At 47.4% G+C, this 16457-nt stretch carries 14 protein-coding genes; 4 read left to right on the top strand and 10 right to left on the bottom strand.

The annotated features are described in order from the left end of the window. Positions 1–223 precede the first annotated feature (223 nt). A complete protein-coding gene (locus L8G48_RS12080; protein WP_248264864.1) occupies positions 224–772 on the top strand; it encodes a gamma carbonic anhydrase family protein in 549 nt (182 codons plus the stop codon). 12 nt (positions 773–784) lie between these two features. Here the strand turns inward: L8G48_RS12080 and L8G48_RS12075 are convergent, their stop codons facing one another. Genes L8G48_RS12075 through L8G48_RS12065 form a run of 3 tightly spaced genes read right to left on the bottom strand, consistent with a single transcriptional unit; the run spans position 785 to position 5907 of the window. Continuing rightward, entirely contained in the window at positions 785–3871 is a 3087-nt protein-coding gene (locus tag L8G48_RS12075) for an error-prone DNA polymerase (RefSeq protein ID WP_248264863.1), read from the bottom strand. Between the two features lie 33 nt (positions 3872–3904). Further along, positions 3905–5308 (bottom strand): Y-family DNA polymerase, encoded by a 1404-nt coding sequence (locus L8G48_RS12070; RefSeq protein WP_248264862.1) that lies wholly within the window; start codon positions 5306–5308, stop codon positions 3905–3907. Continuing rightward, positions 5308–5907: an ImuA family protein gene (locus L8G48_RS12065; protein WP_248264861.1), complete on the bottom strand. Its 600-nt coding sequence runs from the start codon at positions 5905–5907 to the stop codon at positions 5308–5310. The genes L8G48_RS12070 and L8G48_RS12065 overlap by 1 nt, the downstream gene beginning before the upstream one ends. A 117-nt stretch (positions 5908–6024) precedes the next feature. Here L8G48_RS12065 and yihG point away from each other — a divergent pair, with 117 nt between their 5' ends. Next, entirely contained in the window at positions 6025–6936 is a 912-nt protein-coding gene (gene yihG / locus L8G48_RS12060) for a 1-acylglycerol-3-phosphate O-acyltransferase, YihG family (protein WP_248264860.1), read from the top strand. Positions 6937–6948: 12 nt separating this feature from the next. Next, entirely contained in the window at positions 6949–8184 is a 1236-nt protein-coding gene (locus L8G48_RS12055) for a mechanosensitive ion channel family protein (RefSeq protein ID WP_248264859.1), read from the top strand. A gap of 1 nt (position 8185) precedes the next feature. On the opposite strand, the gene L8G48_RS12050 is transcribed toward L8G48_RS12055, so the two are convergent. The 6 genes from L8G48_RS12050 to L8G48_RS12025 all read right to left on the bottom strand — a co-directional run bounded on the left by L8G48_RS12050 (position 8186) and on the right by L8G48_RS12025 (position 13860). After that, the gene (locus L8G48_RS12050; RefSeq protein WP_248264858.1) at positions 8186–8803 is read right to left on the bottom strand and encodes a thiol:disulfide interchange protein DsbA/DsbL; all 618 of its coding nucleotides are present in this window, start codon (positions 8801–8803) and stop codon (positions 8186–8188) included. A 51-nt stretch (positions 8804–8854) separates the two neighbouring features. Then, on the bottom strand, positions 8855–9859 hold the full coding sequence (locus tag L8G48_RS12045) for a serine/threonine protein kinase (RefSeq protein WP_248264857.1): 1005 nt from the start codon (positions 9857–9859) through the stop codon (positions 8855–8857). After that, positions 9852–11282 (bottom strand): cytochrome c oxidase accessory protein CcoG, encoded by a 1431-nt coding sequence (gene ccoG, locus L8G48_RS12040; RefSeq protein ID WP_248264856.1) that lies wholly within the window; start codon positions 11280–11282, stop codon positions 9852–9854. The genes L8G48_RS12045 and ccoG overlap by 8 nt, the downstream gene beginning before the upstream one ends. 66 nt (positions 11283–11348) lie before the next feature. Continuing rightward, complete coding sequence (locus tag L8G48_RS12035) at positions 11349–12581, bottom strand: Zn-dependent hydrolase (RefSeq protein WP_248264855.1); 1233 nt, start codon at positions 12579–12581, stop codon at positions 11349–11351. Between the two features lie 120 nt (positions 12582–12701). Then, positions 12702–13229, bottom strand: coding sequence for a carboxymuconolactone decarboxylase family protein (locus L8G48_RS12030; protein ID WP_248264854.1), 528 nt, complete (start codon positions 13227–13229; stop codon positions 12702–12704). Between the two features lie 85 nt (positions 13230–13314). Next, on the bottom strand, positions 13315–13860 hold the full coding sequence (locus tag L8G48_RS12025; RefSeq protein ID WP_248264853.1) for a peroxiredoxin: 546 nt from the start codon (positions 13858–13860) through the stop codon (positions 13315–13317). A 172-nt stretch (positions 13861–14032) separates the two neighbouring features. On the opposite strand from L8G48_RS12025, the gene L8G48_RS12020 reads away from it, so the two are divergent. After that, the gene (locus tag L8G48_RS12020; RefSeq protein ID WP_248264852.1) at positions 14033–14947 is read left to right on the top strand and encodes a hydrogen peroxide-inducible genes activator; all 915 of its coding nucleotides are present in this window, start codon (positions 14033–14035) and stop codon (positions 14945–14947) included. Here the strand turns inward: L8G48_RS12020 and L8G48_RS12015 are convergent. Further along, entirely contained in the window at positions 14944–16455 is a 1512-nt protein-coding gene (locus tag L8G48_RS12015; protein ID WP_248264869.1) for an FMN-binding glutamate synthase family protein, read from the bottom strand. The genes L8G48_RS12020 and L8G48_RS12015 overlap by 4 nt on opposite strands. Positions 16456–16457 lie beyond the last annotated feature (2 nt).

Genomic DNA, 16457 nt, shown 5'->3' with positions numbered 1-16457 from the left:
GTCTGTTTTTGGCGGCTTCGTTGCCTGCCTCGAACGTGGGGCGTATTTTAGGGATTTAACTCGCCCCGTCAAGCGCTTTTCATGCCTTTTTAACTGTTTTCTCACTGACTGCGGAAAGTTTCAGCAACACGGTGGTTTTCTCGCCAAACTAAGGCCAGACATGACCTCTTATTCTGTATCTGCTATAAAGGCCGTAACAGCTTTTTTACTCAGGAGTACACTTATGGCAGATATCCGGAGCTACTGTGAATATGAACCCGTTATCGGGGAGCGCGTTTATTTAGACCCCAGCTCAGTCATTGTCGGTAATATTACCATCGGCGATGACAGCAGCGTATGGCCGATGGTTTCAGCAAGAGGTGACGTTAACCGTATTACGATTGGTAAGCGCAGTAACATTCAGGACGGTACCGTTCTTCATGTTACCCGAAAATCCAGCGCCAACCCCGAGGGCCACCCGCTAGTTATCGGTGATGAAGTCACGGTAGGGCACCACTGTATGTTGCATGGCTGCAAACTGGGTGATCGCATATTGGTCGGTATGTCAGCAGTCATAATGGATAATGTGGTTGTCGAAGACGATGTCATTATTGGAGCGGGTAGCTTAGTACCTCCGGGCAAACGATTAGAGAGCGGCTATTTATATGTCGGCAGCCCGGTTGAAAAGAAACGACGCCTTAATAGTGGTGAAACAAGCTTTTTAAGCCAATCCGCGCAAAACTATGTGGATTTAAAAGACGACTACCTTTTACAAGTCAGTCCGGTTTCTTAAATTAAAGGAAGCTTAATGAAAACGGCGGCTTTCCAGTCGCGAGAAGCTCAACAGGCCGGATAAGTCCTTTAGCCGGCCTGCAATAACATGTACGACACCGTCATGAATTTCGACAATACCTTTGACCCAAAGTAAGTTGCTGGTTAAGAAGCATTGTCGAAATTGCCGAGCGGTGTGCGCCCATACCACCACATTACTGTTTCCGCTTTCATCTTCTAACGTTAAAAAGGTGACGCCGCTACCGGTGCCAGGCCTCTGACGGCAGGTAACTAACCCCGCCAGCGTGAGTACCTGTCCTGACCGGCAGGTTATCAGGTCACTGGCCATAACACAGTTTTTTAATTCGGGGTGATTCCTCAGTAAGGCTAAAGGATGGCGACCTAAGGTCAGGCCCGTGGATTCGTAATCGGCTTTTATGTTGTCTGGCTCATCCGGCGCTGGTAATTGACGGGCAGGGCGGTCCTTAATATTCGCAAACAGCGGCATTTGCTGATCACTCATAGACAGACTTTGCCAGTGCGCCTGATGCCGGTGTCCGGCAATGCTTTGTAATGCATCGGCACGGGCCAGGGCATTAATATCTGAATCCCGCAATCCAGTCTGTCGTAACTCGTGCATGCTGGTGAAGCCGGTTTGCGGCCTTTGGCTCAGCGCCTGTTTTACTCGCGTTTCTGACAGGCCCTGAATTTGTCTTAGCCCCATGCGCACAGTTTCCTCAGAGCCTGTACTTTGTTTGGGTAGCCAGTAATAATCCCAATTGCTGACGTTAATATCCGCCGGCAGAAACGTCACGCCGTGGCGCTGAGCATCTTGTACTAATTGAGACGCCGAATAAAATCCCATAGGTAAACTGTTGAGCAGGCCCACGTAAAAAGCGGCGGGGTGATACGTCTTAAACCAGGCTGATACATAGGCCAGGTTGGCAAAACTGGCAGAGTGTGATTCGGGAAAGCCATATTGCCCAAAGCCACAAATTTGCCGGAACAGTCGCTCGGCAAACTCTTGTTTATAGCCCCGTTCCAACATGCCGTTAATGAGTTTGTCTTCAAAACGGGTTAAATGTCCGTTTTGCCCCCATGAGGCCATTGCCCGGCGGAGCTGGTCAGCCTCGCCACCGCTAAAACCAGCCGCAACCATAGCTAACTTAATAACTTGTTCCTGAAAAATCGGCACGCCCAGTGTTCTTTCTAATACCGATTTGACTTCATTACTGGGGTAGTCCACCGCTTCCAGCCCCGCACGGCGACGTAAAAAAGGATGTACCATGTCGCCCTGTATAGGCCCGGGCCGAACAATCGCAATTTGAATAACCAGGTCGTAAAAAGTTTTTGGCTTTAACCGTGGCAGCATATTCATTTGCGCGCGGGACTCTATCTGAAAGATTCCCATAGAGTCGGCGGTTTGTAGCTGTTGATAAACTCGGCTGTCTTCCTGCGGAATGGTTGCCATGGTCAGTTGCTGTTTATAGCGCGAGTTAATAAGCGCCAGCATTTTCCGCAGAGCAGTTAACATACCCAGCGCCAGCACATCCACTTTTAATAAGCCCAGGCTTTCGAGGTCTGTCTTGTCCCACTGAATAACGGTTCGGTCTGCCATAGAAGCATTCTCTAAAGGCACCAGTCGTGATAACTCATCGGCAGCAATGACAAAGCCGCCGACATGCTGAGACAAATGACGAGGCGTGCCCATCAATTGTCCGGTAAAATGCAAAAGATGCCGGCCCCGTAAGGAGTTTGCAACCTCCGGATGCTGCTGCGCTAATTGTTGCTGCCAGCTTTGCTCTTTATCACGTGTGTCTAAATTACTGCGGTAATACTGCAACTGCTGCTCACTAAAACCCAGAGCTTTGCCGACATCACGAAAGGCGCTTTTAAAGCGATAGGTAATAACCGTTGCAGCCAATGCAGCTCGCTGCCGCCCATATTTTCGATAAATATACTGAATGATCTCTTCGCGGCGCTCGTGCTCAAAATCCACATCGATATCCGGCGGCTCATTTCGCTCCTTAGAAATGAAGCGTTCAAACAACACCTGAATCTGCGTCGGGTTAACCGCAGTAATGCCCAGGCAATAACAAACAACGGAATTTGCTGCGGACCCGCGCCCCTGAAACAAGATACCTTGCTCACGGGCAAAACGAACTAAGTCGTGAATGGTTAAAAAGAAAGGCTCATAGCTTTGTTCTTTTATCAGCCTGAGCTCTTTTAAATAAAGAGCTTTTATTGACGCAGGCACCCCCTCAGGGTAACGCCAATGCGCACCTTGCTCTGTTAACTGTTTTAAATGCTCAGAAGCACTCATACCTTCAGGAACCAGTTCGGCAGGGTACTCATAGCGAAGCTCTGATAAACAAAATTGGCACTGCTTCGCAATAACCAAACTTTCTGAGAGCCATTTTTGCGGGTAGCACTGCTGCAGCTCACTTAAACTGCGCAGGTGATGCTCCGCGTTGTTGCTGGCTAAACCCGGCTGATGGACTAAAGATCCTCCCTGCTGAATCGCATTGAGAATGTCATATAAAGGCTGTTGCTCTGTGGTTGTCATACATGCGCCGCCAGCGCAGGTCACTGTCACTTTAAGAGCCTGTTGTAATTCGGTTACAGCCTGAAAAGTAAGTTCATCTTCAGCCTGATAATGGCGTTCGTATAAGAGCCAAAAGCGCTGCCGCCATACCGACTTGAGCTTTTCTCCAATCGCCATGAGCTGTGCTTGCTCAAAGTCGGGCTGCCACAATAAAAAACACTGAGAAAGACCATCAAAAAAATCATCAACATTGGCCTCATAATGGCCTTTTTCACTGCGGCTACGAAACAGCGTAATTTTTTTGCAAAGCTGCGCATAAGCTTCACGAGTTGGCGCAAGTAAGACAAAAGTCCCTACGTCTGTAACCCGAAACTCGCTGCCGACAATCAGCTTAATGCGCCGTTCTTTTGACGCTTGATAAGCTTTTACAATACCGGCAACAGAACATTCGTCAGTTATGGCTATAGCAGCATAGCCTAGCTCATCAGCCCTGTTCAGCAGCGCCTCCGGTGAGGCCGCAGAACGCAAAAAGCTGTAATGGCTTAAACTGTGTAGTTCAGCGAACTGTTTTTTCATACACGTACTTTGACAGAAAAAGCTTTCGACATATCAGCTGAACCACCCCTGTAAATACCACTGCCCGGACTCGTAATAAAGCCAGCCCAAACGCCGGTGTTTGTCTTGTGCGATCCAATAATCCCGTTCAACCTCGCCGGCATCCCACCAACCACAGACTTTTCGTTCAGGCCCGTGACGTAACTGCCATAAATCTATTGAGGTAAGCTCTGCAGGACGTAGTAACCAGAGCGGGCGTTTGAGTGCTGATGATAAAGCCGGAGGTTTTTCACCTGCCGGTCGGGGAAATTCATTATTCCCCGGCCGAGGATCATCATTCATTGCCGGAGAAAACACCGCCGGGTTGCCTAGCTTTGCCTGCAACCGACCAATAAGCGACAACGTTTCATGCCGATACTGCTGAGCTCCGAAAAAGTGACTAGTGTGCTGCTCAGAATTCAGTAGCTCACTGGCTTGCAACTTAATCTCTATAACCGGCTCTGGCAAAGGCGTGGATTCCATTTTTAACTGCAGTAACGACAAAAAATTCTGGCCACGCCACCCGGGCCCCGCCAGAGACACCGAAATAACAGAAGGGGGCGCATTTCGATGAAGCAATTCAATATCAACCTGCTGTATCACCTTTTGCCGTTGATAAAGAAAGTCCTCCAGCTCCCCGAACAGTCTTTTTAGCGGGAACAACAAACCTTGCCAATACGGAATTTCTGTCACTAAATCCAGGCTTTGTTGAAAGCTTTCAGGTGGCATGAAAAAGTCGTAACTCTGCTGTTTTCGGCCCTGTAGTTGCTCCAGGTGCAATAGCGTGTCCAGACCCAGTTGACGGCCAACTTCAGATCCGGGCAACTGCATCAGTTCGCCCAACTGGCGAAAGCCCGCTGCTTGACAGTGTTTCTGTACTTTTGTGCTTAACCCGGCGGCACTAATGGGTAACAGCTTCAGCCGCGCAGAGGAATCTTCAGGGCTTAGCGAAGCCGACCCCTCGTATTCAGCAAGCAGCTTTGCGGCTAAAGGGTTAGACGCTACAGCGAACTGAACAGTCAACGGTAACACCCGGACTTCACGAGACAGAGTTTCTAATGTCGCATTGAGTCCTCCATACAGCTGACTCAAACTATTCAACTCAATGGCGATACCTTTTGGGGAGTATAGAATTAACTTTGCAGCCCATTGATACAGCCGGGTAGCTAACTGTTGCAGCACTTGCTGTTCACGCTCCGGAACATACTCAATCAGCTGCAGTTGCTCACAAAGCGATATTGCCATAACCGTCTGAATGTGTGGTTGTACTCCAGACTCCTGCGCCAAAGCGTTGCATTGCACAATAACAGACTGACTGCCCTGTAACTGATAAAGCGCCAGAGGAAGGGTATTGGTGTCCGGCTGTAACCGAACACGGTTATCCAGTAGTAATTGTGGAAAGTGACAATATAACCACATTAGTTCAGCACAACATTTTCCAGTGGCCAGCCGACTTTGCGCTTTAATACGTCGAGCATGACACCCGCTTCAGACAGTTTTAAGCGTATACGGTTAGAGTAAGCCCGGGCTTCTTGGTTTAAAGCCGGGTCAGTCAAAACTACACCCATTTGTCCGGTCTGGGCCGCTTTATGCCAACGGCGGACACATTGAGCTGTCGCGGCTTTTTGGCCAAACCAACCCAAAGCCAGAGAGTTCTTGGTTTGCAGTACTTGCTCAAAAGCCCAGGCCGATTTTTCAGCCTGAGTTTGAATAACCACCTGCATGGATTCATTAAGCCCATAATAATGCAGGCCAGCTGCCGACAGCCAGGCCGGTGGGTTTACCCAAAAAACAGACTGCTTTTTTTGTACAGCCTGCTGTACCAAAGGCAATAATAGCGCTTGTTCGGAAAAAGCCGTCTGCAACTGCCATTCATGCAACCCGGGATATTGCCAGCCCCCACCAAGAGCCCTGTCCAACTGCTGAAAACCTGTGCTTAGCGTCGGCGTCTGGCTGTCTGTAACCTGACCATGCCAAACAAGACCTTGTTGAATAAGGGTCTGAAGCTTTGTCTGCATAACACCTCCAATACTGTACATATATACAGTATCATTAATTTTTACGGGTTAGCAACAGACATCATTACTCGCTTCAGTTATGATTCGTGTCATTTTTTTCAGTTAAAGTAGGGTAATATGCTGACATTGATACTGATTCCTTTCCGAATCGTTATTAATCTTTTATGGGGAATGAGCACCACCGCTATTATTGGAGCTTCAATTATTGGTGTCGGCGTGTTTAAGATTTTACTGCCTTTTAAAACGCCTCAACGTATTTGCTCTCGCTTAGGCAATGGCTTATTTCGAGTTTGGGCCTATTGCATGTCGATGATGTTTCAGTTAACTCAGCGTACGGAATGGCACATCAAAGGCGATCTCGATATCCATGAAAATGGCTGGTATATGGTTATGGCGAATCATCGTAGCTGGGTCGATGTCGCAGTATTGATGCACCTGACCCGTCGCCACATGCCAATGCCGCGCTTCTTTTTAAAGTCTCAGCTTATGTGGATACCTATTATTGGCTGGGGTTGCTGGGTACTGGATATGCCCTTTATGAAACGTTACTCCAAAGAGCTTTTACAGAAGAAACCGCATTTAAAAGGTAAAGACATCACCACCACGACGCGTTCCTGCGCTAAGTTTCGCCACATTCCCACAACCGTGGTGAATTTCTGCGAGGGCACACGTTTTACTCCGGAAAAACATAAGAAAAAGCACAGCTCTTTTAAAAACCTGCTTCCTCCCAAAGCCGGAGGCACCGCTTTTTCACTGCAAATTATGGGGAGTCAGTTTGAAGCTATTCTGGACATTACCATTGTCTACCCTGGTAATAATAAGCGGCCTGTTGTCTGGCATTTACTAAGCGGACAGCTAAAAAACGTTTATGTTGATATAAAGACATTACCCATTACCGACGACTTAATTGGCGATTACGCCAGTGATGAAGCCTTCAGAGCGCATTTTCAGGAATGGTTGAATAAGCGCTGGCAGGAAAAGGACGAAACCATAGAGTCAATGCGTAAGGAAATTCACAGCACCCGCTAAGGGAGTTTTATAATGGACTTTGAGTTTGTAAAAGAGTGGCTAGAAAAATTAGGTCTTGAAAGCAATTTACAGGAACTGAGTCTGGCCATCAGTTCGTTACTGGTTTTAATTGGCTGCTACCTTGCTTACGCTATCGCACGTTGGCTTATCGATCATGCTATAGAGCGGCTGCTACAAAGGGCACCTGAACGTTGGTATAAGTCACTGGTTAACAGCGGTCTTTTTAAACGCTGTGCCAACCTGGCTCCGGTTGTCGTTATACACAGTTTTATCCCTGTTTTATTTATTGATGATTTTGAAAGCTGGCAATCCCCTTTACGCATCGTAGTTGGTATTTACTTAACCTGGGTAATAACCAGTATTCTCACCGCTTTAGCTAACGTTGTTTCCATTGCCTATGACTACACTTATAAAGCTCGGGAAGTGCCTATTACCGGTGTTATTCAGGTGGCAAAGCTGATACTGGTACTTATGGCTATCATCATTACTATCGCTATTATTATGAACAAGTCTCCTATGTACCTGCTCAGTGGCTTTGGTGCTATGACGGCTATTCTGATGGTGGTTTTCCGGGACACCCTAATGGGCTTCGTTGCCGGGGTACAGCTGGCAACCAACCGCATGGTTGCTATAGGAGACTGGATTGAGTTGCCTGATCACGGTGTTGATGGCACCGTTCAGGAAGTGGGGCTTATTTCCGTAAAGATTGAAAACTGGGATAAAACCATTGTTTACTTACCCACCTACGTTTTAATTCACGAGTCTTTTAAAAATTGGCAAGGTATGGTCAATACCGGTGGTCGACGCATGCGTCGTTCACTGATGATTGACCTGGACAGCTCCAAACTACTTTCCGACGAACAGTTGGAAGAGCTGGCTACAAAGTACTTTGATCAATCGGTTGACGACTGGCTGGAAAAGAATGAACTGGATAAGCCCGTCAGCAATTTAACGGCCTTTAGAGTATTTACGGACAATTACTTAAGAAACCACAAACAGGTACGTGACGATCTGACTCTTATGGCACGCCTGATGCAGCCCACCGCTGCGGGTTTACCGCTGGAAATCTACGCCTTTTGCAAACAAACAGAATGGATGAAATACGAGGCCGTGCAGAGTTCTATTGTGGAGTATTTATACAGTGTAATGCCGGACTTTGGGCTGAAAAACTACCAATATTTAAATAACAATCACGCCTTCTCCCAGAGTGAAGAAAGCGCCTATTGTCAGTATAAACCAGAACCCTGAGTTACTTTTCTAACAAGTAACCGGCTAATTCAGAGAAGTCTTCAAGGAAGTTATCGCTGTCACGGAAACCCTGTGGCAGCATTTGATACTTGCCGTTTACGATAAAGGTTGGTGTTGCGTTAACCCCTAAGTTACTTGCCCGGCGATCCATCTTAGCCGCCGCAGCGCGGACACTAAAACTGCCCATCGTTTTATCAAACTCGTCACCCGAGACATCGTTCACGATAAACACATTACGAATGTCTTCTTTGCTGGTCAGCATACTATTTTTATTGAAGTTATAATCAAAAATAGCCGCTGCAATCTGTTCTTCTTTATCTAACTTTTGCGCAACCACAAAAGCCTGAGTCATGGTCTCACCCACGTTACCGCGAGGGCTGATGAAGGACACATGCGCCTTTTGAAAAGCGTCCGGGTATGCCGACTTCATTTCTTTTGCAATAGGTTCAAACCGATAACAATGAACACAGTAAAATGAGAAGAACTCAGTAATTTCCGGCTTGCTGGTGGCTTCGTCAGCTATTACTTCATAGTGAACACCTTCTTCAAAGTCCTGAGCCTGAGCAAAACCTGTTGCTACCATTAATGCTCCGGCAAAACCCATTAACCACTTTTTCATCATCATTTCCTGTTATCTGTTAAAGCTATCTATTTAAACTAACCGTTAAAACTATCCATTAAAACCCAGGTTCAGCGGCGCTTCATCCAGTCCCGCTAGCTGTTCTTTCAATGCCAGAATCTGTTGTTCCCAATAACGGCTTTCTGCAAACCAGGGGAACGCTCTTTGAAAAGCACTATCTTGCCACCGACGAGATAACCATGCCATATATTGAATGATTCTAAAACTGCGCAAAGGTTCAATTAATATCAACTGCGCGGTATCAAATTCGCAGAAATCTTCATAGCCAGTCAACATGGCATCCATCTGTAGCGTCTGCTCCTGATGCGAACCATTCAGCATCATCCATAAGTCCTGCACCGCAGGCCCTGAACGACAGTCATCGAAATCGACGAAGGTCAGCTTGTCCTCGTACTGCAGAATATTACCGATGTGGCAGTCACCATGCAGCCGCTGATAATCAAAGTCTTGTAGCGGTGTAGAACGTAAGCGCTCACTTAAGGGATCAAGAATAGCGAAAAAGGCATCGGTTAGTTCAGCGGGCAATAAAGCAGACTGCCGAAGTTCGGCAACGGACTGCTCAACAAAACCCTGGTAGTCTATCGCTTCCCGAACTTTGAACTTGCCTGACTGAGCTACGGCATGCATTCGTCCAATTTGACGCCCCAGACGCTCGAGTTCATCCAGATCATTGGGTTCAAATGCGCGGCCACCAATACTCGGGTAAACGCAAAAACGATAACCTTCAAATTCGTGCAGCCGTTTCCCCTGCAATAGCAAAGCAGACACAGCCGGTATTTCGGCTTGCGCCAGCTCCTCAATAAACTCAATCTCTTCCTGAATTTGCTCAGTGCGCCAGCGCTGAGGCCGGTAGAACTTGGCCACGTAACGTTTGCGGTCATCGTCCGCGAATTGATAGACCCGGTTTTCATAGCTGTTAAGCGCCAGCAAGCCCGAATCGGGATACAAGCCGACACTTTCTAAGGCATTAACAACCAGATCCGGCGTCAGTCCCTGAAAAGCAAAGTCTGACGCGTTCTCTGTAAGATTACTCATATAAAAAGCGGCTCTGATGCGTATTAGTTATATCCGCATTATCAACCGCTGTTACCACGAAGTAAAACTCTGTGACTTGTTCTTTCAATAAAGAGGGCGGAACCGCTAAGGTTAGCGGTAATGTGCCAACCTCACCGGCTGAAACCTGTTTGGTAGACTCACCTATCAGCTCGAACTCCTTAAACCCTTTAACTTCTATGCGGTAAGTCATGTCCTGCTGCGACTTATTCACCAGCTTTAAGGTAAAGACGTTTTCAATTTGGCCTTCAATGTTTTCTCTAAATAGCTGATTTCTATCTCGCAATACGTCCACTTCCAACGGTACCCGACTGGTAATATCCCATACCAGTACCGCACTGACCGCCACAACCATAATAAAATAGCCAATACTTTTCATTCGCCATGGATTGGTTTTCTGCTTTTTGTCTTTTGCCGCCAGGTTGCGCTCTGTGGTAAAACGAATAAGCCCTTTGGGATAATTCATTTTATCCATCACGTCATTACAGGCATCAATGCACGCACCACAATCAATACACTCGTATTGCAGGCCATTACGGATATCGATACCGGTCGGACAAACCTGTACGCACATATAGCAGTCAATACAGTGACCTAAACCTTTCTCTGCCGGATCAGCTTTGCGTGAGCGGGGTCCGCGCGGTTCACCACGTTCTGCATCGTACGACACGGTATAAGTATCTTTATCAAACATCGCGGACTGGAAGCGAGCGTAGGGGCACATGTGTGTACACATGATTTCGCGCATATAGCCGGCATTACCATAGGTACAGAGCGTGAAGAAAAGCACACTGAAGGTCGCCCAGAAACCGGCGTCCAGAGTAAAAAAGTTAACGAACAGGTCGCTTATATCAGTAAAGTAACCAACAAAGCTCATTGACGTTAATAAAGCGACCAGTATCCAGCCGGTTTGTTTGCCGGTTTTGCGCCACAGCTTGTCAAAATCCATTTTGCGCTCATCTAACTTAATACGCTTGTTGTGCGGGCCTTCAAATTTTTTCTCAAACCACATGAAAATAAACGTCCAGGTGGTTTGTGGGCACATAAATCCGCACCAGACCCGGCCAAAAACGGTAGTCACAAAAAACAAGGCAACGGCGGCTACAATGGCGAACCAGGCAACAACCGTGAAATCCTGCGGCCAAAGTGTTAAACCATAGATACGAAACCGCTGCTCCATAATATCGAGCAGAACCGCTTGTTCGCCTTGGTAGGTCAGCCAGGGAATAAGGGCAAAAACCGCCAGTAAAAGAAAGCCAAAACCACGACGAAAATATTCCATCACACCTTTAGTATCTCGCACATAAATACGGCTGCGAGGGGAGTAGTTATCGTTGTGCTTTTTTCCGTCCGGACGTTGAATTTTAACTTTATCGGCAGACTGAACCGTTACTTTTTGTTCCATGAGCAATACCACTTAATGTCACGGCGAGGTGCGCACAGTATAACGGATATTACTCTGCTGCGCAGCTCACTGGGCTGAATCAATAATACAATCGAAAAGTATGTTACAACCGGCTTCTACATCGTGCCAGTGCGACCATTCATCTGGTGCATGGCTGACACCGTTCACAGACGGGATAAATATAAGCCCGGACTGTGTAATTTCAGTGAAAAACTGTGCATCGTGCCCGGCGCCACTGGGCATTTTAAGGCACGAGTATTTTCTGGCTTTTGCCTTTTCTTCTATCTGTTTTGTCAATTTTTCTGAGCAGGCCTGGGGGTTTAACCAACTGACTTGTTCATATTCAAATTTTAAGCGGTGCTTACGGGCAATGGCTGATAACGCTTTATTACAAGAGTCTGCTAGCTCTTTCATCACATCAGAGCTCATATCCCGTCCGACAATCGTAAATACCGCTTCGCCGGGAACCGTGTGCGGACTGCCAGGCTTTAAATCAACCTTGCCTACGGTAATACGTGTTTTATCGGTGCCGTCCTCGGCAATAATACGCTCAATTTCGTGCGCAAAATCTGCCAGCCCCATAAAAGCATCACTGCGCATATTCATGGGTGCGGTACCTGCATGGTCGGCTTGACCTTTTAAGTGAACTATCCATTTAAACACACCGGAAATACCCTCTACAGCGCCAATGGTCAGTTCTTTTTGAAAAAGCACCGGCCCCTGCTCAATGTGCAGCTCATAAAAAGCTTTTAATCGTTCCGGTGGCCAGGCGGCATCCAGAGCATTCATAACATCCATGCCATGTTCAGCCATGGCGTCCTTTAAGTACATGTTGTCAGCGTCGTGAGCGGACATAAGCCAGTCAGGATTAAGCACGCCGGCAACGGCCTGTGAACCCATCATGCCACCAAACCGGCCTTCCTCCTCTGCCGTACCAACCACCCATACAGGATGCTTTAATTGAATCTCATTTTCTTTGATCGAGCGCAAAACTTCGAAGCCTGCCAACACCCCAAGCGCACCATCAAAAATACCACCCGCCGGAACCGTATCTAAATGCGAACCGGTAAGAATTGCTGGTTTCTTACTGTAATCCCCGATACCAAAAAACACATTGCCGGCACCGTCCATAAAGGTTTCAAAACCATCTGCTCTGGCCTGATCCATCATCCAGCGACGTGCTTGCATGTCAGCATCGGTAAAGCCCCAACGGTAAACACCATGGTCGCTTTCGTTATAGCCAATTCGGGATAATTCAAGTACGGTTTTTTTTAAACGATCTGCATTAATACTCAACATAATACCTCCTTTGCTTCTGTTATAAGCGTAGGACATAAATTAAAGAGCACCAAAACAAAAAAGCCCGCACCAAAAGGCACGGGCAAAGGTTGCATAGGGCTAAGGGGAGCCCCAGGAGGGTTACGACAGTTTGCGTGCAGTTAAGGCTGCATTAAGTACCGCCGCTAACTTAATTGACGATTGAATCGCCTGCGCTGAAACCTCATGCTTCAGCAAAGTTTGCACGTGTGAATCAATACACATGCCACAGCCGTTTAGTGCCGATACCGCCAGTGAGAACAACTCAAAGTCCGCTTTATCGACACCCGGGTTAGCCATTGCATTCATGCGGAGTCCCGCAGGAAGCTTAGAAAACTGTTTATCGCTTGATAAGTGCAGGAAGCGATAATAAATATTATTCATTGCCATTAATGACGCGGCAGTTTTTGCGGCGGTCTTAACGTTGTCTTCAATTTTGCCTTCGGCTTCTTCTTCCACAGCCTGGGTTAGCTCGTCGTTCGACAAGGTGTAAACCAGCGAGAGTGCTGTGCCGTAGAACTGGTCATTGGTTAAACCCGACTGCTCAACGTTTGAGAATAAGCTCGACAGGTTTAATTTGGTGTCTTTACTGTGATCACCTAATAACTGTTTGTAATCTGCAATTGCCATACGTAACTCCTGAAATTCGGTGAAAGTGGGAAGCAGGCGCCGATGGCATTGCCATCAGCGCTTATTTTAAGGGAATAGACACCAATTAAAGGGTGTCGCCGCCCAATGCGCGGTTGCAAGGACACAGCTCATCGGTCTGTAAACCGTCTAAAATACGCACGATTTCTGCCGGGTTACGACCCACGTTCAGGTTGTTTACCGATACGTGCTGGATAACGTTGTGCGGATCAACAATAAAGGTTGCACGCAAAGCAACGTTTTCCGTTTTGTCACGAACGCCCAGGCCATCAACCAACGAGCCGTCATCAGCAAAAGAGTACTGGTTCAGACGGTCAAGATCGGGGTGCTCACGGCGCCATGCCAGTTTCACAAACTCGTTATCGGTGCTGCCACCCATGACAACCGTATCGCGGTCAACAAAGTCTTCGTTCAGTTTTGCGAACTCAACAATTTCAGTCGGGCAAACAAATGTGAAATCTTTAGGATAAAAGAAAATGATTTTCCACTGACCTTCAAAACTGTTGTTATCGATAGTTTCAAAAGCACTTTCGCCATTTTCTTCCGGCATATTGAATTTAGGTTTTGCTGAAATCACGCTAAATTCTGGTAGTTTATCGCCTACTGTTAACATAATTAGTCTCCTTGATTGGGATTTGAGATTATTCGCTCCTTAACGATTTAAGAGCTAGTGTAAGGATGCAAACAGATTGGATAAAACGAATAAAACAAATTATGATAATCGAAAATACCAATTAAGCGGATAATTCTACGGATGACGCTACAAACAATGCAACGGATAACTTATGAGTAAATTACCCAGTCTGAAAAACCTCAGTTACCTGCTGGCACTGCATCAGGAACAAAACTTTAATCGTGCGGCGGCCGAGTGTAATGTCAGCCAGTCCACACTAAGCAGTGGCATTCAAAACCTGGAGGAACAACTCGACTGCCAGCTTATTGAGCGGGACCATAAGTCGTTTCTTTTTACCGCATTAGGCGAAGAGACGGTGGAGAAGGCGCGGGACATCATAAGCGCGTCGGAAGAGTTGCTGCATTACGCACAAGGGCAGGGCAATATTATGGAAGGGCCTGTAAGGCTCGGCATTATTCCCACTATAGCTCCGTTCGTGATCGGTGAACTGAGCAAAAACTTACAGGACAAATTTCCTAAGCTGCTATTGCAGTTGTCTGAAGACACGACTCAAAATTTACTGCACAGCCTGCGCAACGGCGAATTGGACATTCTTTTGCTGGCGCTGCCAATGGATATTCAGGGAAATCAAAAATGGATACTGGGTCGGGACCCATTTAAGCTGGTTATACACAAAGAACTGGCAGAAACGGTTGGAGAGCCGGTTGACTACGATAAGCTGCCCGCTCGCAGTATTTTCCTGCTGGAAAAAGAACATTGTATGACAGGACATGCGGTAGCGGCCTGTCAGCTCACTGATTCGATAAAAATGAACCCGTTTACCGCCACCAGTTTACATAGCTTAGTGCAAATGGCCGATGCTCGTTTAGGCGCTACCTTCGTTCCGCAAATGGCTATTGATAAAGGCATTTTAAAAAATACCGAGCTGGTATCGTTAAAACCTACCGGGCAGGAAGCGTCCCGGGATATCGGCCTGGTTTACCGTCCGACCACCAGTCGTCGGCAGACTTTCCGTAAAATAGCCGAAGAAATTGCCAGGTTGCTGCCCGTCAACACCTTAAACTAACGGCGTCTGGCTGGCGGTAATGGATGACGGTCAGCCAGACTCATACTCTCGCCGTCAGGCTTTATAACCCGCGCATGACGACGGTTGAGTTTTCGTGGATCGGTAACGCCACAGGAATGCGCAATAATATTGACCCCATATTCCATATACTTGTGATAATTCGCCGCACGAACCGACTTATTTTCCGGATTTAACCCTCTCATCAATTTAGGGTCATCGGTTGTCACTCCGGTCGGGCAAGTGTTGTTGTTGCACTGCATAGCCTGAATGCAGCCTAATGAAAACATAAAACCCCGTGCCGAGGTCACAAAGTCAGCCCCTACAGCAATAGCCCAGGCAACATCCGCGGGGGTAATCATTTTACCGGAAACAATCACCCGGATGCGCCCGTGCAAGCCCGCTTCTGTCAGTTTATCAATAAGCACAGGCAGGCTTTCGGTCACTCTTAAACCAACGTAGTCCATTAACGGCTGAGGCGCCGCTCCGGTTCCTCCGTCGGCGCTATCCAGAGTAATAAAGTCAGGGGCGTATTCTTCGCCCCGGGTCAAAATGCAGGCTATGAGTTCGTCAATCCAGGAGGGATCGCCCATGACAAACTTAAAACCGGTAGGCTTACCGGTTATTTTTCGTACCTTTGCTATAAAGTCGAGCAATTCTTCGTTATTACTAATCTCGGGATGGCGGTTAGGGCTTATGGCGTCTTCACCTTCGACAATGCCTCGAATTTGAGCAATCTCCTTATTTACCTTAACGCCGGGCAAAATCCCACCCTTACCAGGCTTGGCCCCCTGACTCAGTTTAATCTCAAACATTTTTACATTATCGTGACGACCTAACTCCGCCAGACGCTCTTCATGCAGACGACCCTCTTTGTCACGCACCCCAAACTTGGCGGTTCCCATTTGGAAAACAATGTCGCAATGTCCCATTAAGTGGTAAGGCGATAAACCACCTTCGCCGGTATTCAGCCAGCAGCCGGCTTTTGCGGCGCCTTGAGATAACGACTTAACCGCAACCGGTGAAAGTGCACCGTAACTCATCCCGGAAATATGAAAATACGAAACCGGAGAATATGGAGTCTGACAATACGGACCTATGGTGACCGATTCGGGCAACGTAGCCTGCTCCGCCATAGGTGGATAGGGCGCGTTGCTGAAAATAATGGTGCCGGTACGGCTTAAGTCTCGTGTGGAACCAAAAGCGACGTTTCTCTCTGCATTTTTCGCGGCCCGGTAGACCCAAGTGCGCTGAGCCCGGTTAAACGGCATTTCTTCACGATCCATGGCAAAAAAATATTGGCGCATAAACTCACCCATACGCTCGAATATGTAGCGGAAACGTCCAACAACAGGATAATTATGACGGATTGTGTGTCGGCTTTGTGTTTTGTCGACAACATACATAACGCCGACAGACACAATCAATGTAATAATGACTAATACAAAAGTGGCCGCTAACCACTGCGCTAATACAAGTAAGGAATCCGTGCTAAAAACGTTGCCGCTCATGG

This window comes from Idiomarina aminovorans (genome assembly GCF_023155095.1).
Classification (GTDB): Bacteria; Pseudomonadota; Gammaproteobacteria; order Enterobacterales; family Alteromonadaceae; genus Idiomarina; species Idiomarina aminovorans.
Note: the sequence above shows the minus strand (reverse complement) of the source record. Positions and strands in the feature narration are given on the sequence as shown.